Annotated in this window: 22 protein-coding genes and 1 other RNA gene; 6 read left to right on the forward strand and 17 right to left on the reverse strand. The window is 65.7% G+C overall.

Annotation, left to right across the window (positions count from 1 at the left end):
• The first annotated feature begins 68 nt into the window (after window positions 1–68).
• Window positions 69–2,360, forward strand: a complete 2,292-nt coding sequence (locus CGLAU_RS08680; protein ID WP_095660353.1) for an MMPL family transporter — start codon at window positions 69–71, stop codon at window positions 2,358–2,360.
• Here the strand turns inward: CGLAU_RS08680 and CGLAU_RS08685 are convergent.
• Both CGLAU_RS08685 and CGLAU_RS08690 read right to left on the reverse strand, forming a co-directional pair.
• On the reverse strand, window positions 2,357–2,959 hold the full coding sequence (locus tag CGLAU_RS08685; protein WP_095660354.1) for a glycoside hydrolase family 25 protein: 603 nt from the start codon (window positions 2,957–2,959) through the stop codon (window positions 2,357–2,359). The genes CGLAU_RS08680 and CGLAU_RS08685 overlap by 4 nt on opposite strands.
• Before the next feature lie 7 nt (window positions 2,960–2,966).
• Window positions 2,967–3,500 (reverse strand): NUDIX hydrolase, encoded by a 534-nt coding sequence (locus tag CGLAU_RS08690; protein ID WP_095660355.1) that lies wholly within the window; start codon window positions 3,498–3,500, stop codon window positions 2,967–2,969.
• 68 nt (window positions 3,501–3,568) lie between these two features.
• On the opposite strand from CGLAU_RS08690, the gene CGLAU_RS08695 reads away from it, so the two are divergent.
• Window positions 3,569–4,357, forward strand: coding sequence for a hypothetical protein (locus CGLAU_RS08695; protein WP_095660356.1), 789 nt, complete (start codon window positions 3,569–3,571; stop codon window positions 4,355–4,357).
• A 3-nt stretch (window positions 4,358–4,360) separates the two neighbouring features.
• Here CGLAU_RS08695 and CGLAU_RS08700 read toward each other — a convergent pair whose 3' ends face one another.
• The 6 genes from CGLAU_RS08700 to glnA form a co-directional block, all read right to left on the reverse strand.
• A complete protein-coding gene (locus tag CGLAU_RS08700; RefSeq protein ID WP_232507091.1) occupies window positions 4,361–5,410 on the reverse strand; it encodes a trypsin-like serine protease in 1,050 nt (349 codons plus the stop codon).
• Between the two features lie 18 nt (window positions 5,411–5,428).
• Window positions 5,429–5,659 carry a hypothetical protein gene (locus CGLAU_RS08705; protein WP_095660357.1) on the reverse strand — a complete coding sequence of 77 codons (231 nt, stop codon included), beginning with the start codon at window positions 5,657–5,659 and terminating at the stop codon, window positions 5,429–5,431.
• 3 nt (window positions 5,660–5,662) lie between these two features.
• Window positions 5,663–7,120 (reverse strand): threonine synthase, encoded by a 1,458-nt coding sequence (gene thrC / locus CGLAU_RS08710; RefSeq protein ID WP_095660358.1) that lies wholly within the window; start codon window positions 7,118–7,120, stop codon window positions 5,663–5,665.
• 57 nt (window positions 7,121–7,177) lie between these two features.
• Complete coding sequence (locus CGLAU_RS08715) at window positions 7,178–7,468, reverse strand: hypothetical protein (RefSeq protein ID WP_095661144.1); 291 nt, start codon at window positions 7,466–7,468, stop codon at window positions 7,178–7,180.
• 229 nt (window positions 7,469–7,697) lie between these two features.
• Window positions 7,698–10,808 carry a bifunctional [glutamine synthetase] adenylyltransferase/[glutamine synthetase]-adenylyl-L-tyrosine phosphorylase gene (locus CGLAU_RS08720; RefSeq protein ID WP_095660359.1) on the reverse strand — a complete coding sequence of 1,037 codons (3,111 nt, stop codon included), beginning with the start codon at window positions 10,806–10,808 and terminating at the stop codon, window positions 7,698–7,700.
• Complete coding sequence (gene glnA / locus CGLAU_RS08725; RefSeq protein WP_095660360.1) at window positions 10,805–12,136, reverse strand: type I glutamate--ammonia ligase; 1,332 nt, start codon at window positions 12,134–12,136, stop codon at window positions 10,805–10,807. Before glnA ends, CGLAU_RS08720 begins: the two co-directional genes overlap by 4 nt.
• A gap of 175 nt (window positions 12,137–12,311) precedes the next feature.
• Between glnA and CGLAU_RS08730 the strand changes: the two genes are divergently transcribed.
• Entirely contained in the window at window positions 12,312–13,934 is a 1,623-nt protein-coding gene (locus CGLAU_RS08730) for a CYTH and CHAD domain-containing protein (protein ID WP_095660361.1), read from the forward strand.
• A 24-nt stretch (window positions 13,935–13,958) separates the two neighbouring features.
• On the opposite strand, the gene CGLAU_RS08735 is transcribed toward CGLAU_RS08730, so the two are convergent.
• Together CGLAU_RS08735 and CGLAU_RS08740 are read right to left on the reverse strand one after the other, a co-directional pair.
• Window positions 13,959–16,433 carry an FtsX-like permease family protein gene (locus CGLAU_RS08735; RefSeq protein WP_095660362.1) on the reverse strand — a complete coding sequence of 825 codons (2,475 nt, stop codon included), beginning with the start codon at window positions 16,431–16,433 and terminating at the stop codon, window positions 13,959–13,961.
• A gap of 1 nt (window position 16,434) precedes the next feature.
• Window positions 16,435–17,133, reverse strand: a complete 699-nt coding sequence (locus tag CGLAU_RS08740; protein WP_095660363.1) for an ABC transporter ATP-binding protein — start codon at window positions 17,131–17,133, stop codon at window positions 16,435–16,437.
• Between the two features lie 111 nt (window positions 17,134–17,244).
• On the opposite strand from CGLAU_RS08740, the gene CGLAU_RS08745 reads away from it, so the two are divergent.
• Together CGLAU_RS08745 and CGLAU_RS08750 are read left to right on the forward strand one after the other, a co-directional pair.
• Window positions 17,245–18,474 (forward strand): sensor histidine kinase, encoded by a 1,230-nt coding sequence (locus tag CGLAU_RS08745; protein ID WP_095660364.1) that lies wholly within the window; start codon window positions 17,245–17,247, stop codon window positions 18,472–18,474.
• Window positions 18,471–19,139: a response regulator gene (locus CGLAU_RS08750; protein ID WP_095660365.1), complete on the forward strand. Its 669-nt coding sequence runs from the start codon at window positions 18,471–18,473 to the stop codon at window positions 19,137–19,139. The genes CGLAU_RS08745 and CGLAU_RS08750 overlap by 4 nt, the downstream gene beginning before the upstream one ends.
• 23 nt (window positions 19,140–19,162) lie before the next feature.
• Here the strand turns inward: CGLAU_RS08750 and CGLAU_RS08755 are convergent, their stop codons facing one another.
• Window positions 19,163–19,396, reverse strand: a complete 234-nt coding sequence (locus tag CGLAU_RS08755) for a hypothetical protein (protein ID WP_415877127.1) — start codon at window positions 19,394–19,396, stop codon at window positions 19,163–19,165.
• Window positions 19,397–19,491: 95 nt separating this feature from the next.
• On the opposite strand from CGLAU_RS08755, the gene CGLAU_RS08760 reads away from it, so the two are divergent.
• Window positions 19,492–20,691, forward strand: coding sequence for a galactokinase family protein (locus CGLAU_RS08760; protein ID WP_095660366.1), 1,200 nt, complete (start codon window positions 19,492–19,494; stop codon window positions 20,689–20,691).
• On the opposite strand, the gene CGLAU_RS08765 is transcribed toward CGLAU_RS08760, so the two are convergent.
• The 6 genes from CGLAU_RS08765 to CGLAU_RS08790 form a co-directional block, all read right to left on the reverse strand.
• Entirely contained in the window at window positions 20,692–22,083 is a 1,392-nt protein-coding gene (locus CGLAU_RS08765; RefSeq protein ID WP_095661146.1) for a ribonuclease catalytic domain-containing protein, read from the reverse strand.
• Between the two features lie 55 nt (window positions 22,084–22,138).
• Window positions 22,139–22,549: RNase P RNA component class A (gene rnpB, locus CGLAU_RS08770), an RNA gene on the reverse strand.
• A gap of 61 nt (window positions 22,550–22,610) precedes the next feature.
• Window positions 22,611–22,991 (reverse strand): D-ribose pyranase, encoded by a 381-nt coding sequence (gene rbsD / locus CGLAU_RS08775; protein WP_095660367.1) that lies wholly within the window; start codon window positions 22,989–22,991, stop codon window positions 22,611–22,613.
• Window positions 22,984–23,901 (reverse strand): ribokinase, encoded by a 918-nt coding sequence (locus CGLAU_RS08780; protein ID WP_095660368.1) that lies wholly within the window; start codon window positions 23,899–23,901, stop codon window positions 22,984–22,986. The genes rbsD and CGLAU_RS08780 overlap by 8 nt, the downstream gene beginning before the upstream one ends.
• Window positions 23,901–24,836 carry a D-ribose ABC transporter substrate-binding protein gene (locus tag CGLAU_RS08785; RefSeq protein ID WP_095660369.1) on the reverse strand — a complete coding sequence of 312 codons (936 nt, stop codon included), beginning with the start codon at window positions 24,834–24,836 and terminating at the stop codon, window positions 23,901–23,903. The genes CGLAU_RS08780 and CGLAU_RS08785 overlap by 1 nt, the downstream gene beginning before the upstream one ends.
• Window positions 24,837–24,884: 48 nt before the next feature.
• Window positions 24,885–25,796 (reverse strand): ABC transporter permease, encoded by a 912-nt coding sequence (locus tag CGLAU_RS08790; protein ID WP_232507265.1) that lies wholly within the window; start codon window positions 25,794–25,796, stop codon window positions 24,885–24,887.
• Window positions 25,797–25,893 lie beyond the last annotated feature (97 nt).

Below are 25,893 nucleotides of genomic sequence, written 5' to 3' on the forward strand. Positions count from 1 at the left end.
AGCGGGTACTCGCTAATTGATTACCAATGTGCCGCGGTCTGAGGTCGGGGTGAGAGGGGAAACGAAAAATGATGTCTCGTGCTGAGGGGATGGAAACGTCCAAGCAATCGGTGAACCGACACTGGGGAGCAGTGGTGACACTCGCCGTGGCTTTCGTGTTGTCGGGGCTGTCGATGTTTGGAGTGATGCAGATTGGGCAGACGCTAAAGGAGGGCGGATGGACGGTGGCAGGCTCAGGCCCTGCCATAGTCACCGAGGGTCTGTCCGAGGGGTTCGAGGGGCGTGGCCGCACCAATGTGACCCTCGCGGTGACCGATACCCGGCACGAGGTGGGCGATCCGGAGTTCAACGAGCGGGTGCAACCGGTCATCGAACGGGTCACCACGGATCCCGCACTGGAGGTGACCTCGTCGGTGGGCTGGTTAAGCGGCCCAGCCATCGCGGCGAACTACATCGGCGAAGATTCCCGCACGGTGCTGACGATCATCGGCAGCGATCTGCTGGTCACTGAAGCGACCACTGTGCTGGGCGATCTACAGACGCAGTTGGATGCCGAGCTGGAGGGGTCTGGGCTCGAGGCGCGACTAGTGAGCCCGGATGCGTTCTGGGGGCAGATCAACGCCGACTCCTTGTCGGGGCTGGTGATGGCGGAACTGATCGCATTGCCGTTGATCATCTTGGTGCTGCTGTTCCTGTACCGAAGTGTCGCGGCGGTCGTGGTGTCGATGCTCTCGACCGGGATCGCGATCGTGCTGTCGCTGGGCACGGTGAACCTGATCGGGCAATTCGTCGAACTGTCCTCGTTCACGTTGAACGCGGTAACGATGCTCGGGCTCGGGGTGTGCGTGGACTACACGCTGTTCGTGGTGCGCCGCTATCAACGAGAGCTGACGGCCGGGCGCTCCCCGGACGAAGCGCTGGAGGTCGCCAGACGCACGTCGGGGCACACGGTCATCGCGTCGGGGTTGACGATCGCGGTGGCGATGGCAGCGCTTTTCCTGGTTGATCTCGCGATCATCCGGTCCCTTGCGCTCGGCGTAATCGTAGTGGTGCTGTTCTCCCTGCTGGTTAGCGTCACCGTCGCGCCCGCGATGTTGCAGTTACTTGGCAGGAACGTCAACTGGGGCCGTGTGCGCATCCCTGGCCGCAAGGCGCGGGTTGAGGCGTCTGAATCGGCGATCTCGGGCAGCGCCCGCCTGGTAGTGAACCGCCCCATCGCCTCGCTCATATTCGGTGCTTTGGGGCTCGGGTTACTCGCGATCCCGGCAGTACAGCTCACGACGTTCACCCCCGATGCGCGGATCGTGAACACCGAGGCCCCGTCACGGCAAGGCTACGATGTCGTCGCCGAGCAGTTCTCTATCGGATCGACCGCCCCGATCCAGGTACTGCTGAGCGCAGACGACGGTGATTTCACCGACCTCGATTTTAAGGAAGTGACCAGCCTGATCGAGGAGTTTGAACGCATCGAGCACGTCGACCGGGTGCGCTCCCCGTTGAACGTGCTTACCGAGGTCTCGCCGCAAGACCCTTTCGCCGCACTCGGTACTCCCGTCATGGACGCACTCCCAGAAGAGCTGGTGCAACAGCTCGGAGTCTTCCTGTCCTCCGATCGAACGAAAATGCTCGTAGAGGTCGAGGTCGACGACTGGGCCGCCAGCGACGCGACCCGCGCCGCGTTGGAGCAGGTGAACAATACCCTTGAACACACGGAATTCTCGGGCATCACCTGGGCGGTCGGCGGTGAGACCGCGCAGGGTGTGGTCAGTAACGCCGAGATCGCCAACGCGCTGCCGTGGGTGGTCGCGCTGATGCTCGTGGTCATCTTCGTGCTCCTGATGGTCACGTTCCGGTCGATCGTGATCCCGCTGGTTGCAATCGGCGTGAACCTGCTCAGCGTCGGCGCGACCTACGGGCTCATGGTGTTGGTATTCCAGCACGGCTTCCTCGCGGACCTCCTCGGGTTCCAGGTCTTGGGATACGTGCAGAACTTCGTGCCCGTGTTGCTGCTGGCGCTGCTGTTCAGCCTCGCCACGGACTACCAGGTATTCCTCATCTCTCGCGTCCGGGAGGAATACCTGCGCACCGGAGACAACACGTCCGCGATCGCCAAAGGGCTCACTGCCACCGCCCCGCTCATCACCGGTGCAGCGCTACTAATGGTGGTCGTCTTCGGCGCGTTCGCGTTCACGGGCGTCGTTCCGATCCAGCAGCTCGGCTTCGGCCTCGCCGTCGGTATCGCCCTGGACGCGACCATCGTGCGCATGATCGTTGTGCCTGCCGCGCTTCGGCTAACCGGGCGCGCCACCTGGTGGTTTCCCGGAACCAAGCCCCCGACCCCCCAACCGTCGGAGGCCTAGCGCGCGAGGTTCAGATCCACGTCGAACGGCCCGTTGGGGCCAGAAACCCGACCACGTGAGGTGAACTGCCAAATCGCGGGTTCTGGAAAGCCGAAGGGACGCGGCCAGCTGGCGGGATCGCTCAGGCCTTCGGGTATCGCGCTGGGTGCGTCAACGCGCGGGTTGTCGCGCCAATCGGCAAGCCACAGTGCTCCGAATTGGCGCACGTCGGCGAGCAGCATGTGACGACGCCAGTAGTTCGCCGTGGTGTAGATCCCCGCTACCTCGAAGCCGCGTTGGGTGAAGTGGGAGTGCGCTGACGAGACGTCGATAAGCGAAAGCCCCTGTGGGGACTCGACGTCGAGCCAAACTGGCAACCGCAACTCCCCGACTGCTGAGTGTGCGGCCTCGACCTGCTCGGTGATGGTGGTGCCTTCGGACGGTGCGCGCAGGTAGTGGTAGGTGGCGATGTCGGCGATGCCGGCGCTGCGTGCGCGAGCGAAGTGCTCGGTGAACGCCCGGTCCTGGTAGGTGCCGTCGGTGGTGCGCAGGATGGCGAAGTCGAAGCCGGTGAAGTCGAAGCTTGGCTGGTGCTCGGAGACATCGACGCCGAGTCGCATCGTTGACTTAGCGCTTGGACAGGCCCATGCGCGGGGTGAAGCGCTCGGGGTGGCGGCGGTGGGCGGCGGCGTCGGCGATTGCGAGGCGCCACTTCGGGTTGGTCACGGGCATCTGGGAGATGGGGAACCAGCCGACCTCGATCGACTCATCGTCGCCGACCACCGGCTCCGCAGACGGGTCCTCCGGCTCCATGCGCAGCTGGGTGGACATGTAGCAGGCGTTATCGCCGTTGGCGTGGGTGATGAAGCCGGTCGCGCCTACACCGAGGATGCCGGCCGGGCGAGTGCGGATGCCGGTCTCCTCCTCCACCTCGCGCACGGCGCAATCGTGCGGCTCCTCGTTGGGGTCCGCGATGCCGGTGATCGGCGTCCACTCGCCGTTGTCGGCGCGCTTGACCAGCAGCACCTCCGGTACCGCCCAGGCGGAGTTGGCGGTGGCGTCGGTGGGATCGCGCAGGACCACGGCGCAGATCGCGGGCATCCACATCATGTCGTGGCCGATCTTCTTGCGGGTTTCCACGATGAATTCGGGGATGGGCACGCCGAGTCCTTTCTGCCGGGGTGAACTACCGGGATTCGTACGGCCCCGAGTGTAGACTCTCAGCCGTTATGAGCACCGTCCACTCCCCTGCCGAGGCAACGTCCCCAGCTGCGCAATCCGCTCCCCCGGAGCGCCGCACGCTGGTGCAACGCATGCCGTTGCCCGTGTTTGTCATCGGCTACGGGGCGATAGTGATTGCGCTGGTAGTGATGGTGGCGATGCTGGCCAGCTACCGGGCCGATGCGAAGCTGTCTGAGGTACAGCCGCCCGACCCGCAGCAGGCATGGAACCCGGCTCCGCGCGAGGAGGCGAACGTGCGCGCTAGCGTTCGCGGCCACCTCATTCAGGATGCAGAGACCGCTGTGGGCGAGGCCGGTGTGATGCTGCGGGGCACTATTGCCGACGGCACCATGGTCGCGGAGCCTTCCCGCGCCGAGCTTGCGGGTCACCTGTCTCGGCTTCTGGAGCAGAACTGCCTGGACACCGTCACCCTTGCTACCGACGACAACATGAAGATCCACTTCTGGGATTTTTGCTTTAAGTCGGTCCCCGAGCAATCCATCCTGACCGCCCTGACGCTGGCGTACGAAGAAGGTGCGGATGCCGTCACCTTCATCAACTTCTGGGGCACCGGCGTGGAGCTGGCCTACACCTGGGCGAACCCGGTGAGCGACGATCAAGCTGACGCCATGGCAGAGGAATGGAAGAAAGAGAAGTTCCCGCAAGGCGTGGACCGGATGCTGTTTACGGCGTACACCGACGACGAGATCATCGCCCGCCACGAGGTAAAAGGCGAGAGCTTGATCGAGGACCGCTACCCCACCGGAGAAGCGTTCAAGCAGATGTGGGGCATGTAGCGCTCACCAGGTCTGGGTGGTGAACGCGGGTTCTGGAACGACCTTGGTCACCACGCTCATGAGCTGCTCGACGTTTGAGTAGCTCATCATCTTCGGGTTCTCCATGCCCTCCCAGCACTCCTCGCCCGTGCGGCCGGCCTCTGTACCTGAAACCACGCCGATGACGACGGCGCGGCCATTGACTTGGGTGAACACAGGCCCGCCGGAATCGCCGGACGCGGCGCACACCGCCGCAATGTCGCCGAAGGTGGGACGCTCATCGTCCACGTCAGTGTCCACGATCTGCACTCGCTGCGTCTCCACAAAGTAACCGCAGGTGTAGCCGGTGGTGCCGCCGGTTTTGCACACCTGTTCAATTGGGGGCAGCTGCTCGCCGATGCCCGTAGGAATCGGGTCACCGACGACCTCCATATAGCGGTTCGGATCGGTGATCTCGATAATCCCCACGTCCACGCCCTCGGAGCCGGGGCTGTAGAGGTCGGAGTAGATGAACCGGCCGGCCTCTTGGGCGTAGTCAGTCGCGTACACGGCGTTTGTGGGAAAAACTAGGTCGCCCTCTTTGCCGCAATGGCCGGCGGTGACTGCGAAGTTGCGACCGTGCGCATCGGAGAATGAGAACGCGACGGTGCACGACTGAGCGGTGAACGTCACCCCAGCTTGCGGATAATGGTCGGTGGACTGGATTTTCGTGCCCGGTGCCCACACCGCGAATTCCGGTACGAGAATCTGGTTGATCAGCTCAAACGGTTGCCCCTCGCCGCTTTCCCCATCGGCAGCCGGCGCGAGCTCCTCCGGCGGGGTCTGCACCTCTTCGCGGGCTTGCCGGTCCTCGACAGTGCCGGTAGGAATCTTCGAGGTCTGCAGCCCCACAAACACCACAGCGGCAACGAGCAGCGCGACCGCGATGACGGCGAACGTCCACCCCGCACTGTTGCGTGGCGCAGCGTGTGCAGCGTGCGCAGCGTGCGCGGGGGTGTCGTGTGGCGCAGCGTGCGCCGGGGCACGCTGCTGGTCTCGGTCCCGGAAGGTACCGGGGTAGTCCTGCTCGGGCACGAAGCGGCGGGCTGGGCCCTACTCCCCCGAATGAGTGGACTTCGACGAGGCCTCCGACACCTGAGACGAGGTCTCTGCGCCGGTGTCCTCGTCGGCGGCGTCGGCGTCCTTCGTCTCAGCGGCTTTGCCCTCAGGCAGCAGCCCGTCGATTTTGCTCTTTTCCTCCGCCTGGATCTTCATGTCGCGGATGAACTTCTCCGGGTCGAACTCGGTGTACTGCTCCGGACCCGCGAACTGCTCCTGTGCCATTGGTTAAACCTCCGTGTTCTCAATCGCGTCGACGATGAATTCCTTCACGGCCTCCGCATCGTTCGGCAGATCCGCAACGTGGCGGCCCGCGTCCATGATGCCAGCGAAACGCTCCGGAATCTCCGGCGCTTCACCCAGCGCCTCAACGATGGTGTCAGCGAACTTCACCGGCAGCGCCGTCTCCAGCACGATAATCGGCGTCTCCACCTGGTCACGCACGCCGCGGGCTACGAAGACACCGTCCGCGGTGTGTGGGTCGATGAGCACGCCGTTGTCCTCGTGCGTCGCCTTGATGGTCGCCACACGATCCGCATGTGTGGACTTGCCGGACATGAAGCCGAACTCGTCGCGGATGCGCGTGAGAATCTCCTCGCCACGGCCGCCCAGATCATCCGGGCCGAAGCCGCCTTCCTTCACCTTCGTGCCAAAGAGCTCGGCGGTGAGGACTGCGTCGCGCGACGTGGCGTCAAAAAGCATGCGCTCAAAGTTCGAAGCCTTGGAGATATCCATGGACGGCGAGGAGGTTGCCACCGTCTCCGCGGCCGAGCGCGGGCGGTACTCGCCGGTTTGGAAGAACTCGTGCAGCACGTCGTTTTCGTTCGTGGCCACGATCAGACGGTCGATCGGCAGACCCATCTGCTTAGCCACGTGGCCTGCGCAAATGTCGCCGAAGTTGCCTGTGGGCACGCAGAAGCTCACGCGCTCGTCGTTCGACTCGGTGACCTTCAGGTAGCTCGAGATGTAGTACACCACCTGCGCCAGCAGCCGCGCCCAGTTGATCGAGTTCACCGCGCCGATGGTGTACTTCGACTTGAAGGCCGCGTCCGAGTTGACCTCTTTGACCACGTCCTGGCAGTCGTCGAAGACACCGTCGAGGGCGATGTTGAAGATGTTCGGGTCATCCAGCCCGAACATCTGCGCCTGCTGGAATGGGGTCATGCGCCCAGCCGGGGTGAGCATGAACACGCGGATGTTGTCGCGCCCGCGCATTGCGTACTCCGCCGAGGAGCCGGTATCTCCCGAGGTCGCACCGAGGATGTTGATCTCCTCGCCGCGGCGGGTCAGCTCGAACTCGAACAGCTCGCCGAGCAGCTGCATCGCCATGTCCTTGAACGCCGCGGTCGGCCCCTCCGACAGGTGCGCCACGTAAAGCCCGTCCTCCAGCTGGCTCACCGGCACGATCTCCTCGTGCGCAAAGTTGTCAGTGTTGTAGGCCTTCGCGGTCAGGTCCTCGACTACGCGCGACGGGATATCGTCGGCAAAGAGTTTCACCACTTCGGCCGCGAGCGCCGCATAGCCCCCGTCGATAAGCACCTGGCGCCAAGCGTTCAGAGTCTCCCCTGTGAGCTGCGGGTATACCGCCGGCATGTACAACCCACCGTCGGGGCTTAAGCCCCCGAGCAGGATGTCGGTGAAGGTTTCGGCGGTCGCGTGCTTGTCGCGGGTTGAGATGTAATCCACAGCCGATCAGCTTACTCGAGGGAGCTTTTCGCTTATCGACGATCATCCCAACCGCGTTTACCTGCGCGGCGGCTCCTGGCGTCCGGTGAGGATGTCCACCACAGAGCGGATCGCCGCATCCCCCAAGTGCGGCAGCGGGCGGTGCGGCTCCTCGTCCTGGCGTGCGGGTTCGCGGGCCGCGAGGTTTTGCGGTGCGGGCTTCGACGCTTCCACCTCAATGGTCAGCGTGGTGTGTTCCAGCGCGAGTTGCGCAGATGGGTCGACACCGGCGACGCGAGCAGCGTCCACCAGCGCAACAAGGTCGGTGTACGTCGCGTTGTCCAGGTCAATGGAGATGTGCACAGCCATGCCCGTCAGCATAGGCGGTCAGCCGGGGCGCTACTAGCCCGCTACTAGCCCTGAGGTTTTGCTCCCGCCGCCCGGCTTTTGCGCCCAAACCCGGATAGTTCCCACAAACCCGGATAGTTACGAGGCCTTACGTCCGAGTCTGCACACATAAAGGGTGCCAACTATCCGGGTTTGGCGCGGGCGGCGGGCAGCGCACCCGCGCGCACCTGCGCGCACCCGCGGGCGCACGCTACTCGAACTCCAGGCTCGGCGTCTCGCCCCAAAACACCTCTTCCACCACGCGGTGCGCCCGGCGCGTGATGCGCAGGTAGTCCTCCAAGAACTCCTGTTGGCTATCGGGGTGGTAACCAGCCGAGCCGGCAACCTGCGCCAGGTGCGGCCCAGGCGCTGGCAGTTGGTCCGTACGCTTGCCAGAGACGAGCACAAGCGCGTTGCGCGCCCGTGTCGCGGTCAGCCACGCTTCGCGCAGCACACGCGCCTCCGCACCAGGCAGGATCTCAGCATCGTCGAGCTCAGCCAGGTAATCCAGCGCCTCCAACGTCGAGGTCGTGCGCAACCCGTCCCGGTTGTGCGCGTGCATCATGGTCAGCAGCTGCACCGTCCATTCCACATCCGCCAACGCACCGCGCCCCAGCTTCGTGTGCACAGAACGATCGGCGTTGCGCGGCAAGCGCTCGTTGTCCACGCGCGCTTTAATGCGGCGGATTTCGCGCACATCGCTCATCGACGCCCCGCCTTCCGGGTACCGGAACGCATCGATCATCCGCAAAAACGCGACGCCTACGGTCTCATCACCAGCAACGGTCGTCGCACGTTGCAGCGCCTGTTTCTCCCACACTTCGCCCCACTCGCGGTAGTAACGCTCGTAACTCGCAATCGTGCGCACCACCGGCCCGGAACGCCCCTCGGGTCGCAGCCCCAAGTCGACCTCCAGCGGCGGGTCACCCGAAGGCTTCGCCAGGCGCTTCCGCATCTGGTCGATGATGCGCGCCGCCCACGCCAGCGCGTCGTCGTCCGACTCGTACGCATCGCTGCCGCGCACCGGCTCCGCCACCACCATCACGTCCGCATCCGAGCCGTAACCCAGTTCCCCACCACCAAGCCGGCCCATGCCAATAATTGCAATCCGGGCAGGAGGCTTATCGACGCCACGTTCAGCCAAGTCAGTGCGAATCTCAGCCAGCAACGCTGCTTCCAGCACCGCGTCCCAAACGATGGTGAGTTCCTCGCACACTTGCCTAACCTCCATGAAACCGAGCAGGTCCGCGCTCGCAATGCGGGCGAGTTCCGCACGGCGCAGCGAACGCGCGACGTTCACGGCCTTGTCGGCATCGTCCTGGTAGCGCTTGGATGCCGCGACGATCGCCTTGTGCACCTGGTCGGGTGCGGGTTCGATCAACCGCGGTCCGTTGGAGCCGTCGCCAAGCATTTTGACGACTTCGGGCGCGGAGATGATGAGGCCCGAGGTGTAGTGCGAGTTACCGAGGATTTTCATGAGGCGCTGGCCAACAACGCCTTCGTCGCGAAGCATGCGCAGGAACCAGCTCTTGTCCTCGGCTGCGTCGGAAAGCTTGCGGTAGTTGAGCAGGCCTGCGCCCGGGTCGGCGGTGCCGGCGAGCCAGTACATGAGCGTGGGCAGGAGGATGGTCTGCAGCTTCGCCTTGCGCGAGTTGCCTTTGACCAGCGCGGTGAGGTGGTCGTAGGCGCGCGCCGGGTGGCGGTAGCCGAGCGCGGCCAGGCGGGCCTTCGCCTCTTCCGAGGACAGGGTGGCCTCGCCGACAGAGAGGTCGACCACCGAGTTCAAAAGCGGGCGGTAGAAGAGGCGTTCGTGCAGCGTGGAGACGGTCTCGCGCACCTTCTTGAGCTGCTTGAACATCTCCTCATCCGTCGAGCGGCGCTTGCCCGGGGTGAAGCCGGCGGCGCGGGCGAGCCAGAGGGTGCGGCGCTCGTCGTCGGCATCGGGCAGCTGGTGGGTGCGCTTGAAGCGCTGCAGCTGCAGACGGTGCTCGAGCAGGCGGAGGAATTCGTAGGCGCGAACCAGCTTCTTCGTGTCGTCGCGGCCAACGTAGCCGCCGTCGCGCAGGGCTTTCAGCGCGTCGCTGGTGTTGGGGGTGCGCAGCGTGTCATCGATGCGTCCGTGCACGAGCTGCAGCAGCTGCACCGCGAACTCGACATCGCGCAGGCCCCCGTAGCCAAGCTTCAGCTCGCGCGAACGGACATCCTCCGGCACATTGTCCAGCACGCGCCGCCGCATCGCTTGGACATCCTCAACAAAGCTCTCACGCTGGCTCGCCTTCCACACCAAGGGAGCAAGCTTTACGACGTACGCGTTGCCCAGCGACATGTCACCAGTCATCGGACGCGCCTTCAGCAGGGCCTGAAACTCCCACGTCTCCGCCCAGCGTTTGTAGTAGGCGAGGTGGGAGTCGAGGGTGCGGGTGAGCGCGCCGGACTTGCCCTCGGGGCGGAGATTCGCATCCACCTCGAAGAAGCACGCGGTGCCGATGCGCATGAATTCGGAGGCGGTGCGGGTGATCTTCGGTGTCACGGGCTCGGACACGAAGATCACGTCCACGTCGGAGATGTAGTTGAGCTCCCGGGCGCCGCATTTGCCCATGGCGATGATGCTGAGTCGGGCGTCGGGGTCCTCGTCGCCGTAGACACGGCGCACTGCCAGCGCGAGTGCGGCGGTGAGTGCTGCGTCGGCGATCGCGGTGAGTGCTTCGGTGGTCGTGCGGTAGCCAAGCTGATCGGCTTCGGCGACACCCTTGGTGTCCGCGAAGGTGCCGGCGAGATCGGCAGCGGCAACACGCATGACCAAGGTGCGGTGCGCGTCGCGCAGCGGCTCGTTGCCGGAGCCCGGCGCGTCAAAGGCGGCTCCGGCGCGGTAGGTGCCGGGCGTGGACAGGTCGGCGGATGCGGTGTCGGCGGCATCGGAGTCAGCGCCGGCGGCGGCATCGGTGGGATCAGCGCCGGCCGGTTGCGCGTCCACCGCGCCGAGCATCACCTGCAGCGCCTCCTCCGAACTCGGCACGTCTTTGGCCAGCTCTTGCCAGAGTTTTGGGTGGGCGACGAGGTGGTCTGCGAGCGCCGTCGAGCCTCCCATCAGGGCGAAGAACTTAGTGCGGTAGACGGGGTCGTCGATAAGCAATGTGCGGACCTTGATCCACTCCCCCGATGCCTGCATGAAGCGATGGGTGTTGTTGAGCGCGAGGTCCGGGTCGCCGGCGCCGGCGAGTGTCCAGCGCAACTCGTCGGAGTCGAAGCCGAGCGCTTCGAGGTCCTCGGCGGCGCGCGGTGAGGTGAGGCCGAGTTTCGCGGGGCTGGGCAGCTGCGTCACAGGTCGAGCCCCGCTTCAATCTCCCACGGGGTGACCTGGGAGGTGTACTCGTGCCACTCGTCCCACTTGGTGCGCAGGAAGAACTCGAAGACTTGCTCGCCGAGGACCTCGGCCATGAACTCGGACTGCTCGAGGAAGCGCAGGGCCTGGTCGAGGGAACCGGGCAGGTCGCGATACCCCATCGCGCGGCGCTCGCGGCGGGTAAGCGCGAAGACGTCGTCGGTAGCGGGATCGTCGAGTTCGTAGCCGCCCTCGATGCCCTTCAGCCCGGCGGCGAGCACCGCGGCGAATGCGAGGTAGGGGTTGCAGGCGGGGTCGAGCGAGCGGACCTCGATGCGCCGGGAATCGGCTTTGTGCAGGCGGTACGTGGGCACGCGCACCATCGCGGAACGGTTAGAAATGCCCCAGGTCGCGGCGGTCGGGGCCTCGGAGCCGAACTGCAGGCGCTTGTATGAGTTCACCCACGGGTTGGTCACTGCCGAGATCTCGCGGGCATGCTCGATGATGCCGGCAATGAACTGGCGGCCCACCTTGGACATGCTGATCTCGTCGTCCGGATCGTGGAAGGCGTTCGTCTCGCCCTCGAACAGCGAGAAGTGCGTGTGCATCGCGGAGCCGTCGAGGTGCGGAAACGGCTTCGGCATGAACGTGGCGTGCACGCCGTTGGTCTCTGCAACGGTTTTCACCAGGTACTTGAAGGTGACGATGTTGTCCGCCATCGTCAGCGCATCCGTGTGGCGCAGGTCGATCTCCTGTTGGCCGGGGCTCGCCTCGTGGTGGGAGAACTCGGTGGTAATGCCCATGTATTCCAGCGCGGAGATCGCCTCGCGGCGCAGCTTCGGCGCCTCGTTGCGTTTCGCCTGGTCGAAGTAGCCACCCTTGTCGCTCGGCTTAATCCCTCCCTCGCCGTCGGTTTTGACCACGTAGTACTCGATCTCGGGGCTAGCGAAGAACTCAAAGCCCATCTCGCGTGCGGCATGCATCTGGCGCCGCAGCACGTGGCGTGGGTCGGCGTAGAGCGGGTCGCCGTCGGGCATCGTGATGTCGCAGAACATCCGCGCGGTTTGAATACCGGTGTCCTCATCGAACGGCAGCGGCTGGTACGTCGACGGGTCGGGCCGCAGGAGGGTGTCGGATTCAGAAATGCGGCTAAACCCCTCAATCGAGCTGCCGTCGAAGCCCACACCCTCCTCGAACGCGCTCTCCAGCTCGGCCGGCGCCATCATCACGGTCTTCAGGCTGCCCGCGATGTCGGTGAACCAGAGGCGGATGAAGCCGATGTCCTGCTCTTCCACCCGGCGCAGGACGTTGTCAGTCTGTGAGCTCATAGTGGCAACTCTAGCTTTTCGTTTGCTTATCGACGGCCCCTTCAAACGCCCTCCCGAACCAGGTTTGCGCCCTCAGCCTTCACTCCCTTTTAAGGCCGTTTTGTAAAACTTTGCAATCTTTTACAGAGCGCGCGGTTGTCTATAGTTGAGGTAGACCAACGAATGAGGAGACATCATGGCTGAGAAGACGAATTCCAAAGCCGCTGAGCGCCACCTGGAAGTCGAGGTGAAACTCGCCGTCGATGAGCACACCGGTGTACCTGACCTCACCCAGCTGCCCGGCGTGGCATCGATGCTTGGCACCGAGCAACACGACCTGTCCGCGATTTACTACGACACCGCCGACCTGCGCCTGACCCGCGAGAAGATCACGCTGCGCCGCCGCACCGGTGGCGCCGACGACGGCTGGCACATGAAGCTGCCGACCGCGGGCGGGCGCAAAGAACTGCGCGTACCCATCGAGGATCCGGCAAAGGTGCCCGAAGAGCTGCTCAACGAGGTGCGCGCCATCGTGCGCAACGAGCCGCTCGAACCGATCGCGCAGGTGGACAACCGCCGCGTGGAGTCGAAGCTCGCCGCCGAACAGGGCGAAGCGATCGCAGAGTTTTGCGACGACCACGTCACCGCGTGGTCCCTGCTCCCAGGCGGCGAGCGCACGTCGTGGCGCGAGTGGGAGGTCGAGCTCGCCGAGGCGATTGCAGGCACCGAAGACGGCGACGACCTGATCCGTCAGGCCACGTCGTTTTTGATCGCTTCGGGGGCGCGCAAGTCGTCGTCACCCTCAAAGCTTGCAACCGCATTGGGTGAGACGGTGCAAACCGCTCCCCTGCCGCCCCACCTGCAGTCGCAGGGTCTGGACGAAGACTCGCCGGCCGCCGCGGTGGTAGATGCCCTGCGCGCGCAGCGCGACGAGATTGTGGCGTGGGAGCCGCGCGTGCGGGCCGACGAGTGGGATTCCGTGCACCAGCTGCGCGTGGCTACGCGCGAGATGCGCTCGCTGCTGGAGACGTTCGAGGGCATCCTCGAAGGCGACCAGCTCGAGGAGCTTGAGCGCGAGCTGAAGCAGACCGCAGCGGTCCTCGGCGAGGCGCGCGATGCGGAGGTCGTCGAGGAGCGATTCGCCGAGCTCTTGGACACCGACGAGAGCGGGCTTATCGACGACACTGCCCGCGCCCATGTCGAACAGGACATGCGCAAGGATTATGAGGCGGCTCATGCCGAGATCGTCGAGATGCTCAACTCCGATCGCTTCATGGACATGCTCGACGACATCGACCACCTGCTGGCGAACCCGCCGGTGGCCGCGAGCGACGACGACTCGGAAAGCGACGAGGGCGGCACCGAGAGCAAGGTCAGCGAGAAGGAGTCGCGCGCGATCATGCTGGAGCACCTGGAGAAGGCGTATAAGAAGGTGATCAAGCGCGACAAGAAGGTCGATGAGTTCTACCACGACACCGACCTGCCGCTGCACGAGCGTGAGGAATATGTCCACGATGTGCGCAAGGCCGTGAAAAAGCTTCGCTATGCGACGGCTGCGGCGCAGTCCGCCGGGATCAAGACCGGGCGCCTGTCCAAGGCCGCGAAAGCGATGCAGGAGGTGCTGGGAGACTTCCAGGACGCGGTGACCTCGCGCGATCGGATCCTGCGCCTTTCCGGCGAAGCCCGCGAGCGCGGCGAGGACACCTTCTCGTACGGCATCCTCTACCAGCGCGAATTAGCGCGTGGTGATGCCGCGCTCGCCGGATACGACGAGGCGATGCGCAACCTGAAGAAAGCGTTCAAGAAAGTGAAGTCCTAGGCGTTAGCGGCTCGTGGCTCGTCGCTAATGCACGAGCGCTGCGACCGGCGGGATGGCCGCCGCCCGGCGCGCCGGCACCAGTGCCGCCAATGCTGCCGCTGCGAGTAGGCCCACGAGCAGAACGGCGAGGGAAAGCCACGGGACGGCCGCGAACACGTAGAGCTGTTCGCCGCCGAGCAGCGCATGAGCGCCAGCGATCCCGAACAGCACTCCGAACGCCATGCCGATGAGACTGGCGGCCGATGCGAGTAACAGCGTTTCCGCCAAGATCATGCCGGTGATCTGACTGCGCAGGGCGCCAAGCGCGCGCAGGAGCCCAATCTCTCGGGTGCGTTCAGTCACTGACAGCGCGACGGTGTTGGACAACCCCACCACCGCAATCAGCAGTGCCACGGCGAGGAACGCGAGCCCCAGGGCGACAAACTGCGCGATCTCCGCGTTGGCCTCGAGCCGTTGCACGGCGGGGCTACTCAGCGCCACCACGCCAGGTAGCTGTGCGATCGCGTCCATCGCTTCCAGCGGGTCCGCGTCGGGCACCAGCTTCACCCACACGCTTAACGACGCCTCGTTGAAACGCTCAAGGTCAGACGGATGCACAATACCCATAATCGGCGCTCCGTCAACCACGGTGACCGCGAAATCGTGCTCGGTGCCCGGCTGCCGCAAGGTGACGGTGCCAGGACCCGACCCTCCGGTGGTCTCCGGTGTTGGCGGCAGGATGATCGTCCCCGGCGCTGGTCCGGGGATCACCGCATCGGTGCGGAGCACGCTGCTCAACTGCGGGTTCCATGCCGCGACCGTCATCGGACCGCCGCCGTCCGGTGATGCTGAGAACGACGCGTCGAGCATGACATCAGCGACCACAGCGCTGGCGGCAACTTCGGTGAGCTGACTGATCTGGGCCGACAGTTCGGCAAGATCTTCGGCGCTACCGCTTGGGGTGACGGTGATGTCCATTGGCGTCGCACCCTCGAAAACCTCGGCGAGTGTGGCTTGGGCGGTGGCGCTGCCCGTCAACAACGCCGCCATCAACGTGGTGCCGATCCATACCGCGACGGCGGTAGCGCCGGAGCGCCCGGGATTGCGGCGCAGCTGCTCGCGCGCCAAGTCAGCTTGCGACCCAACTCGGGTTCCGGCAGTCAGGCCCAGTCCCAGGGCCGCGCACGTGAAAATCGGCGCTGCAGCCAACAGCAACCCGGCACACGCGGCGAGCGCGCCCAGCACCACAAGCACAATCGAGGCGGCAAACCCGCCAGCCACAGTCACACCAACGCCAGCGACGAGCAGCGCGAACGCGGCTGCAAGGCGGATACGGCGGGGTACGCGGCGGCGACCACGTTCAACACCGCCTGCCCCGCCAGCCCCGCCAACCTCGCTAGCCGGTTCCGCGCGGCGGAGCGCCTCGATCGGAGCCACGCGGGTTGCCAGCTTCGCGGGCCAGAGCGCCGCAAGCACACTCGGAATCACCCCTGCCGCCAGTGCTAGTACGATTAGCCGCACCCAAAATCCCAGTTGTGAAGCTGCCGCTGGCAGTCCCTGAAGTACCGCAGCGCCGACTACCGCACCGACCACTGCGCCCAGCACGAACCCGCCTAGCGCACCGAGCACACCGACGGACGCAGCACGGGCGAGGACTGCGGAGAACACTTGCCGTCGCAAAGCGCCAATGCTCCGAAGCAAAGCGATCTCGCGGGTACTGCGTGCGAGCTGCAGGCGGTAGTTGTTGCCGATCACCACGAGCGCGGCCAGCAACGCCACCGCGGTGAGCAGCTGCAGCGCGAGCATGATCGTGCGGGTCCCGGCCGCATACTTGGAAGCGTTGGCAGCAACAAAGGCATCGCCATTATCGACGGTCGCAACGTGGCCGGATTCGGCAACCGCCTCGGCGATCTCCCCGTGAGCCTGGTTGACGTTGCCACTCGCGTGGGCGAGAAGTGCGGTGCTCCCCTCGAGCCCCAAAAGGCGTTGGGCCGCGCGGGGCGAGCAAACGAGCGTGGACAGCGCTGGCTCCGCGGTCGCGCCGGGCTTCGCCGTCGCGGTGCCGACAATGGTGATCGTTTCGGTACCGCCGCCGTAGCCTTCGACCGTGATCTCGGCGCCGGTGAGGTAGCGCGTGGGCTTGCCGGGGACCTCCACCAGGACGGCTTCGTTGTCATCGCTGGGCATGCGGCCGGCGGTAAGGCGGATCAGGGTGTCGTCGTTAAGCGATTGCACTCCGATGGCCGCACCGAGCTCATCGTCGATGATTGCTGTGCCAGCCACCTGTTCGGCGACTTCCGCAACGCCTGGCAGCGCACGGATCTGATCCGAAAGACTCGACGGCAGGTCCGCGCCGCTGGGGGCGGTGACGACCACGTCGGCGTCACCGGTGGCGGTGAGCACGGCGCGCTCGAGGTCGCCGCGCACGCCGGCCTGGATCATCGTGGTGAACACCACCAGCGCGGTGGCAAAGAGGACCGCGATCAGCGTTGCAGGCGAAGATCGTAAGACACGGCGCACGTTAGCCCACCTGTCTGGGGGCGGTGTCGTGGGTAACGCGACCGTCGCAAAGCTCAATGATCCTGTCGGACCACCTCGCGGCTGCCGAGTCGTGGGTGACCATGATGAGTGTCTGCCCGAGTTCGTTAGAAAGTCGGCGCAGAAACTGCATGAGGGTCTCGCTGGTGGCTTGGTCGAGCGCGCCGGTGGGTTCGTCGGCGAAGATGATGTCCGGCTGGGTGATCAACGCCCGCGCCACCGCGACACGCTGTTGCTGGCCGCCGGAAAGCTCCGTCGGGCGGTGCGCGAGGCGATCCTTAAGGCCCAGCATGGCCACAACATGATCGAACCATTGCTTGTCGACGCCACGCTTCGCCATCGTCAACGGAAGCACGATATTGTCGCGCGCGTTGAGCGTGGGCAGCAGATTGAATGCCTGGAAGATGAAGCCGATGCGGTCGCGACGGGTGACGGTGAGCTGGTCATCGCGCATGGCGGTGAGCTCATCGCCGTCCAAAAACACTTGGCCCGCATCCACGGTGTCCAGGCCAGCGGCGCATTGCATAAGCGTAGATTTGCCGGATCCGGACGGGCCCATGATGGCTACGAACTGCCCGCGCGGCACATCCAGACTGACCCCGTCAAGCGCGCGGACCGCGCCCGCACCCGCGCCGTAGGTTTTCTCTAGCGCCTGAACGCGCAACAAAGGATGAGGTGTCATGGGCGGTAGTGTGCCCAGTGCGCAGGCAGCACCACATCGGCCTGCGGTACACAGTTTTCATCTACCCCAGGAGGATGCGCTTCGTGCGGGCAAGCAAGGAGAATACGGCGCATGGTTGAGCAACTCGCCGAGCGCGTCAAAGCCCGCCCCCTGGCGTGGGGCGGGCTGGTTGCGCTGCTCGCGTACCCCTTGGTGGCGATTGGGGCGCTCGCGCGTTACCCCCTCGCGCATGAGTGGCCGATCTTGCTGCTGGCGCTCGCGTTCACGTTGCCGCTCGTGTTCCTATTCGTCTTCCCCGAGCTAACCGTGGCGCTGAGCGCGCCGGCGCTCATCGGGCAGGTGGTGCTGGGCCGGGTTGCCGAGTCCGGGGACCTCACCTCCGGCAACGTGGTGCCGCTGATGGGCCTGTGCGTCATCGCCGCGCACCGCGACCCGAAGCGCACCCGCTGGTGGACTGCCGCCGCAGTGCTCGCGATGACCGCCCACACCTGGTTCCGGTGGAATAGCTCAACGGACCGCCCGGCGCGCACCATCGTCGAGTGGATCCTGGACCCTATCCCCGTCCTACTCATCTCCGCGGTGCCGGTACTCGGCGCGGTGCTGCTTGGCGTGGTTATCCGCATGCAGGGCGAGCGCGCGGCGATGCTCACCGCCCAGGCAGCGCAGGCCGAGCGCGACCGCCACCTCACCACCCAGCTCGCGGTGGAGCAGGAACGCTCCCGCATCGCGGCCGATCTGCATGACATCCTTGCGCATTCGCTTTCGGTGATCGCGGTGCAAACCGACGCCGCGGCACACGTGCTCAAGCACTCGCCCGCCGCTCCCCCAGCTGCCCGCGACGCAGTCACCGCCGCCCACGACGCGGCCGTGCACGCGCTGCAGGAAACCCGCGCCCTCGTGCGCGCGGTCGGTGCCCCGCCAGAGGACCACACCCCGCAGCCCACCTTGTCGCAGCTGCCGGAACTCGTGCGCTCGTGCGACCCCGCGGGCAACCGCTTCGAGCTCCACAGCACCGTCGACCTCGCAGAAATCCAGTTGGCCCCCTCCGCCCAGGTCGCGCTCTACCGCATCGTCCAAGAGTCGCTGACCAACGTCATGCGCCACGCGGGCGAGGACGCCCAAGCGCAGGTCAGGGTCACCGAGCACGCTGGGCAGGTCCGCGTAGAAGTCGTCGATAATGGCAAAGCTCCGCAACTCGACGGCGCGCGCGGCCGCGGGATCGCCAACATGACCCAGCGTGCCCGCAGCGCCGGCGGCGAGCTTTCGGCAGGCCCCCGCCCCGAAGGAGGGTTCGCAGTGGTTGCGCAGGTGCCGCTCGCAGTTTCGGAGGGTGCCCTATGATTCGCATTTTGCTTGTCGACGACCAGGAGCTGGTGCGGACCGGCTTCCGCCTGGTGCTCAGCACTGCGGGCGATATGGACGTGGTCGGCGAGGCCGCTGACGGACGCGCGGCGCTTGAGTTGCTGGAGGGCGGGCTTGCGGTGGATGTGTGCTGCATGGACATCCGCATGCCCCGGATGGACGGGATCGAGGCGACGCGGGCCATCACGGCCGCGGGAATTCCCACCCGCGTGATTGCGCTGACCACGTTCGACCGCGACGAGTTCGTTTACGAAGCGCTCGCCGCCGGAGCGTCGGGGTTCTTACTCAAGGACTGCGGTGCGGAGGATCTGCTCGCAGGCATCCGCACCGTGGCGGCCGGCAATGCGATGCTTGCACCGACCGCCACTGCGCGGGTAATCGAGCGGTTCCGCCCGCACATGGGCGCGCAGAGCCCGGCCGCGCTCGCGGCCAAGCTGGAGGCGCAACTTTCGCCGCGCGAGCTTGAAGTGCTTACCGCGATCGCGCAGGGGTTAAGCAACCAAGAAGTCGCCGCGGCGCTGCACATGGCCGAGACCACGGTCAAAAGCCACGTCGGACACCTGCTAAGCAAGCTCGGCGCGAGGGACCGGGTGCAGCTGGTGATCACCGCCTACGACGCTGGATTGGTCACGCCGCGGCGGTAGGCGCTCGCAAGCGACTTTTCGACTTAGTTGCGCCGCTCCCAGGACGGGGTGGCGCCCCAGTTGTCATCAGCCTGGTCAGCGGCATCGGCGCGCTTCGTGCGTTCTGCGGCGATCGCGATGGCCTGCTCCGCTTCCTCGCGGGTGTCGTAGGGGCCCATCCGGCTATCCCATGAGTCCACTTTGCCCTGGGTGACCTCGCCGGTAGCGGGGTTGTAGTAGAACTTCTCGTCGGCCATGTCGTGCTCCTTTGGAGTCATGAAAATCTAGCGAAGATTGTGTGCACTACCCTACCTGCGTGCGTTGGTAGTGTGGGTCACAGAACATACCGCCGGGGAAAGGCAACTGAAGAAACATGGCCACGTGGAAAAGCCCTGCAACCAGCCCAGTGGAGCGCGCTCGCGAGGAGCACAAACGCCGTACGGGCGCGGAGGCGACGCATTGCGCATCAGCGCCCGGCACCTGGGTACTCATCGGAGAGAACGTGGATCACTTCGGCGGCGTGACCATCATGGGGCTGGCGGGCCAGCGCGTTGCCGCCTGCGTGAGTCCGCGGAACGACGACGTGATCTCGGTGCACTCCGAGGGCCCGTTCGCTGAGCCAGTGGTGGGCGAAACCTCGCTCGCCGAGCTTGCTGCCGGGGAGATCGAGCACCCGTGGCTCCGCCGCCGCGCCGGCCTGGTGCAGCACCTCATAAGCCGCCAAGTGATTTCCCGCGACGCCACCGGACTGAACATCACCGTAGTTTCCGATGTACCGCTGGGAGCGGGCCTAGGCGCGCTGTACGCCGCGGATGCCGCGATCGCGCTTGCGCTCGCCGCCGACAACCCCGAGGCGGACGAGCCGCCGATGCGCGCCCGCCTCGCCGAGATCTGCTCCGCCAACGTGGCCGCGAACTCCACGCTGCCGCTGCTGCGCGCCCGCCACACCGTGGCGCTGCGCGGCACGGCTGGCCAGATCAACGTGGTCGATTACGCGGACAACTCGATTACCCAGGCACCCCACCCAGCAAAGATGGGCGTGCGGATTTTCTCCGTCGCAACCAGCTTCGGTCAGCCCTACGGCGAGCAGGCGGAACGGCTCGCCGAGTGGCGCAACTTCATCGACGAGGCGGTGGCAAACTTCGGTGTGACCTCGCTGCGTGAACTGCCGGAGAACGTGGACCGCGTTGTCGAGTGGGTCGAGGCCCGGCGCGACGCCGGTGACAAGGATGCCCCGGACCCGGCGACCGCGCGCCGCTGGGTGCAGTTCTGCGAGACGGAGACGCTGCGCAGCCTCGCAACCGCGAAGGCATTGCGCTCGCGACGGGGCAACGAGCTGCTCACGCTGCTGAACTCGCCGACCGAGCAGCACGACATCGAGACTCCCGACTCTCTGGTGGCGCTCGCGCTCGAGCGCGGCGCGGCGGCGGCCCGCCCGGCGGCAGCCGGTTCCTCTCAGGCCGTCGTGGCGTTCGTGCCGGTGCGCGAGGCAGAAGAGTTCGCCGAGACCTTTGCCAAGGACTTCGAAATCACCGAGGTCGGCCAGGGCGAACCGGCGCGTCTCGAAGACTAGCTAGTCCGCCGGCCAGGCGAACTCCACCTCGCGCGCAGACGGATCGGCGCGGATCAGCGAGAACATCCCTTGGATACCCTCCGCCGGGGCGCCGATCGAAGGCGCCAGCACCGGCGGCTGCACCACGAAGATGCGCGCCCGATCCTGCTCCTCAGCGCCGCGCTTGAGCACCACACCGCTGAAGTTCTGCCCCACCCACGGCGCAAGCACGGTCGCCTCGGTCAGGTGCAACGCAGCCTTGTCCACCGTGTTCGCGAGCTGCGAGGTCCGCGCCATCGTCGCCATCACCGTCGGCGCGTCGTCTTCGACCCACGACGGCACCTCGTAGCCGCCGCAGATCGCCAGGCACACCTCGGTGGCGTAGCGGTCGATCAGTCTGCGCAGCGGCGCGGTGACGTGGCTGTAGTAGCCGCCGATACCGGCGTGCACCTCGGCTTCCTTCTCGCTGAGATCCACGTACCCGGATCCACGCAAGAGTTTCTGCGCCTCACGCATCACCGCCATGCCGGTCGGCGTATCCGCGTCCACGCCGGCCAAGAACTCACCGATCCCCCCGGTGACTTCGTAGCCCAGGTTGCGCACCTCGCGTCGAAACTCGGCTTCCGCATCGCGCGGAGCGGGCCCCAGCGTGCGCAGAAACCCCACGCCAGCATCGACCATCATCCGCCCGGCCACCATGCCGGTGAGCAGCGAGATCTCAGAGTTGTAATCCATCACCGCGTGCCGCGGCTCAATCACCAGCTCAAACGCGCCGGCATCCTCCACCACACGCACCGAAGGCAGTCGCAGGTTAATCGCGGAGCGCCGCAGCGACGACTGTTGCCGCAGCCAGCCAACTTGGGGCAGTTTGCTTATCGACGGATGCTCCGCACGCCGTCGGAAAGCAAGCTGCACTTCGTCGTAATCCAGGCGTGCGACCGAGTGAACGAGCGCGCGCTCCACGTGGGCATCTTCCACCTCACCTTCGGCGTCCAGGTCGAACGTCCAGAGCACCGCAGGGCGATCGACGTTGGGCAGCAGCGACGCGGAGCCTTCGGACAGTGCAGGCGGGTGGAGGCGCGCGGGTTCGTCGGGAAGGTACACGGTCTGGCCGCGCACCAGCGACTCCTGCTTGACCAAGCTGGAAGGTTCGACGAACGCGGCCACGTCGGCGATGGCGTAGTACACCCGGTACCCGTCGCCACGCGACTCGATGTAGAGGGCTTGGTCGAGGTCTTTCGACCCCGGCGGGTCGATGGTGACAAAGGGGATGTCGCGGGCATCGCGGCGCCGATCCGCGTGCGCGTCGGTGAGTTGTGCGGCTTCAGCCTCCACCGCAGGTGTGAAATCCGTCGGCACATCGAACTCGTCGGCAAGTGCCCGGAAATTCAGTGGCGCGGCGTAAAGCTTCATGATCAGCCATCGTGCCAGAAAACCGCCGCGAGTTGGCGACATGAAATGGCATGCGCGAATGAGCCGGCCTATGAGCCGGATTCTGTTCCCCGCTTATTGGCGGGGCGGTGATCATCCATCTGGGCGTCCCATTGCTGGGGGCCTCAAGCAGCTACCTTCGGACATGGGCGGGCAGCCTCGTAGCGTCCGACAACCTCTGCCGCGCGGGGCGGCAGGGGCTCTTGCCTTGCTCCCGGTGGGGTTTACCTGGCCGTCTGTGTCACCACAGGCGCCGGTGCGCTCTTACCGCACCCTTTCACCCTTACCTGGTTTCCCAGGCGGTCTACTCTCTGTTGCACTTTCCCGCGGATCACTCCGGGTTGCTGTTAGCAACCACCGTGCCCGTGAGGAGTCCGGACTTTCCTCGACCGCCGCCTGTGCCCACATACGTGGCGGTACGGCGAGCCGCGATCACCCAGCCAACTCATTCGCGTGCGTTGAGTGTACGCCTGTAGTAGGCGTTGAGGAAAGCGGGAGCCGAGCAGTACCTAGAACGGCACCCCGCTGCGGAAGATGAGGTTGGCGTACGGAGTGGTCTCTCCCGTGCGCACCACGAAGGCGCAGTCTTCCAACCGCTGCTTCAGCTCCTCGTGGTCGACGGTGTCGCGGTCGGTGCAGTCCGCGGGCACCAATGCGGTGATCTCGTCCGGGGTCTCGGTGGCCAACACGGCACCTTCGACGACGACCTCCTCGAGAATCGCCTGGGCAACGTCGGCGAAGCGCGGCACGCCGAAAACCACCGCGAGGTCAATCACCTCGACGCCGTCCGGCACCGGCAGCCCGCTGTCGCCGATCGCGAACGTGTCGGTGTGCCCGAGGCGGCACAGAGCTGCGGAAAGCTGCTCGTTGAGAATGCCGCGCTTACGCATGCGTCACCGCCGGAAGCTCGTCGGCGGGAGTGGGATACGAGGTCTGCGCGCCCTGCCGGGTTGCGGCGAATGCTCCGACCCTGGCGGCGTGCTGCGAGGCGTCGATAAGCGAACTGCCCTGCGCGAGCTGCGCGGCAAGCGCTCCGACGAACGCGTCGCCGGCACCGGTGGAGTCGACGGCCGTGACGGTGGCTGGGGCGATCGGCGTGACTCCCTCGGCGGTGGCGACGACCGCGCCGCGCGAACCGCGGGTGATCACGACGTTTTCGAAGCCGATCTCGCGCAGTTTCAGCGCCATGTCTTCCTCGGTCTGCCCCGCCGCCGACGCGTCGACGCCGTAGAGGCCGAAGATGAGTCCGGCCTCGTGCTCGTTGGCCACGAGCGGGTCCGCGTGGAGCAGCACGTCCGCGGGCACGTCAATGACCGGGGCGAGGTTGACCATCACCCGGCCGGTGGCAAGGCGCACCGCCTCCGCGAACCCGGACACCGGGATTTCGCCTTGGAGCACCACGATGTCGGCCTCAGCAATCGCAGCCTCAGCTTTGCGCACCTGTTGCTTATCGACGGTCGCGTTTGCGCCCGGCACCACGACGATCGTGTTCTCCGCGTCCTCGGAGACCGTGATCAGTGCGAGGCCGGTCGGGGACTCCACTTCCTGAACCTGGCTGAGATCGACGCCCGAGCGTTTCAGAAACTCCAGGGCGGGCTGTGCGTTAGAATCGCGGCCGACCGCGCCGACCATGCTCACCGACGCGCCGAGGTTCGCCGCGGCAACCGCCTGATTGGCACCCTTGCCGCCGGCGGTGATCAGGGCGCCGGTGCCAAGCAGAGTCTCGCCCGGGAGTGGGTGGCGGGCGACGCGCACCGCGAGGTCGGCGTTAATTGAGCCGACGACGCAAATCTGCGCCATTACTCGAAGTCTCCAACGTTGTCCTTGTTCACGGTGACGACCTCGACCGGGATCTCGGCGGTGACCGACTCGCCCTTGATCAGCTTCGAGGCCTCCTCGACGGCCTTCGCGCCGAGCTCGCCCGGCTGCTGGGCAATGGTGGCGTACATCTTGCCGTCCTTGACTGCCGCCAGGCCGTCGGAGGTGCCGTCGAAGCCGACCACGACGACGTCGCTACCCGCGCGGGCACCGAGCGCTTCAATCGCGCCGAGGGCCATCTCGTCGTTCTCCGCGAAGATGGCCTTCACGTCCGGGTGAGCCTGCAAGAGGTTGGTTGCCACGTCCAGGCCCTTGGTGCGGTCGAAGTTCGCGGTCTGCTCAGCGACGACCTTGATATTCGGGTACTTGGCAATGCCGTCCTTGAAGCCCTTGCCGCGGTCACGCGAGGCCGAGGATCCTGCGATGCCCTGGAGGACAAGGATCTCGCCTTCCTCGCCGATGGCCTCCGCTAGCACGTCAGCTGCTTGCTCACCGCCGGCGACGTTGTCGGAGGCGACGAAGGAAGCGACGTCACCGCCGTTGGAGGAACGGTCCACAGCGATCACCGGAATGTTGGCCTTGTTCAGCGACTCAACGGCCGGTACAACCGCGTCGGAGTCGGTCGGGTTCACAATGACCACCTGCGCACCGGAGGTGGCGGCGTTGTTGAGCTGGTTGGTCTGGGTCGCCGCATCGTCGGAGGCATCCTGAATGTTGAGGTTGATGCCCAGCTCGTCGGCCTTTTCCTGCGCGCCGTCGCGAACCTGCACGAAGAACGGGTTGGTCTGTGTCGACAGCGCCAAAGTGACGTTGCCGCCCCCGCCTGCGGAGTCGCGGTTGCAGGCCGTGAGGCTGAGCGCCATCGCTGCAGCGGTGATGACAGCGGTGGTCTTGCGGAAGATGGATTTCTTGGACATTGGTGCTCCTTCGGGAAACAGGTGACTCGGGATGTGGAGTTGAGAGGACTATGTAGTTGTTTTCTTGCGCAGGACGTCGAAGCCGACCGCAGCGGCAATCACGATACCGATGACGATCTGTTGCCAGAACGAACTGACGTTGAGCAAGTTCAAGCCGTTGCGGATCACGGCAAGCAGGATGGCACCCACCAAGGTGCCGGTCGCCTTGCCGGTGCCGCCGGCCAGGGACGCGCCGCCGATAACGACGGCCGCGATGGCGTCCAGCTCATAGCCGACGCCGGCCTGCGGCTGCGCGGATGAGAGGCGGCCCGCCATGACCAAGCCGGCCAGGGCGGCGAAGATACCGCTAAGGGCGTAAACCGCGACCAGCACGCGACGCACCGGGATGCCGGAGAGCCGCGCCGCTTCGATGTTGCCGCCGATGGCGTACATGGAGCGACCAAGCACCGTCCGCGACAGGATGAACCAGCACAGCACACCGGCGAGCAGCATCATGATGATCGGAATAGGGAAACGCCCGACCGAGGAGCCGAGCCAGTTGACCTCGGGCGCAGTGGCGATCGGCGAGCCCTGGGAGATCACCAAGGTAGCCCCGCGCGCAATGGACATCATCGCCAGCGTGGCGATGAACGCGGGCAACTTACCGTAGGCAGTGGCCAGGCCACTGATGGCGCCGGCGGCGAACCCGGTGAGCAGGCCGAGGATAAGCGTGACCCAGCCCGGCAGTCCCGCGTTGGCCCACATGTGCGCCGACACCATCGCGCTTAGCGCCGCGACAGCGCCGACGGAAAGATCGATGCCTGCGGTGACGATGACGAAGGTCATGCCGAAGGCAAGGATTGCTACCGTCGCTGCCTGGACGCCAACGTTGATCAGGTTGTTGACGGTGAGGAAGTGTGGCGTGGCGATGAACAGCGCGATGCACAGGACGATGAGTCCCACGAGCGCGCCGTTGTTCATGATCCAGTTGATCGCACGTTGGCGCCCGGAGATCTGCTCTGAGGCGGCCGGAGCCGACGGTGATGTCTGAGGCTTTGGTGCCCCAGACGTGGTTACT

This window comes from Corynebacterium glaucum (assembly GCF_002287505.1).
Classification (GTDB): Bacteria; Actinomycetota; Actinomycetes; order Mycobacteriales; family Mycobacteriaceae; genus Corynebacterium; species Corynebacterium glaucum.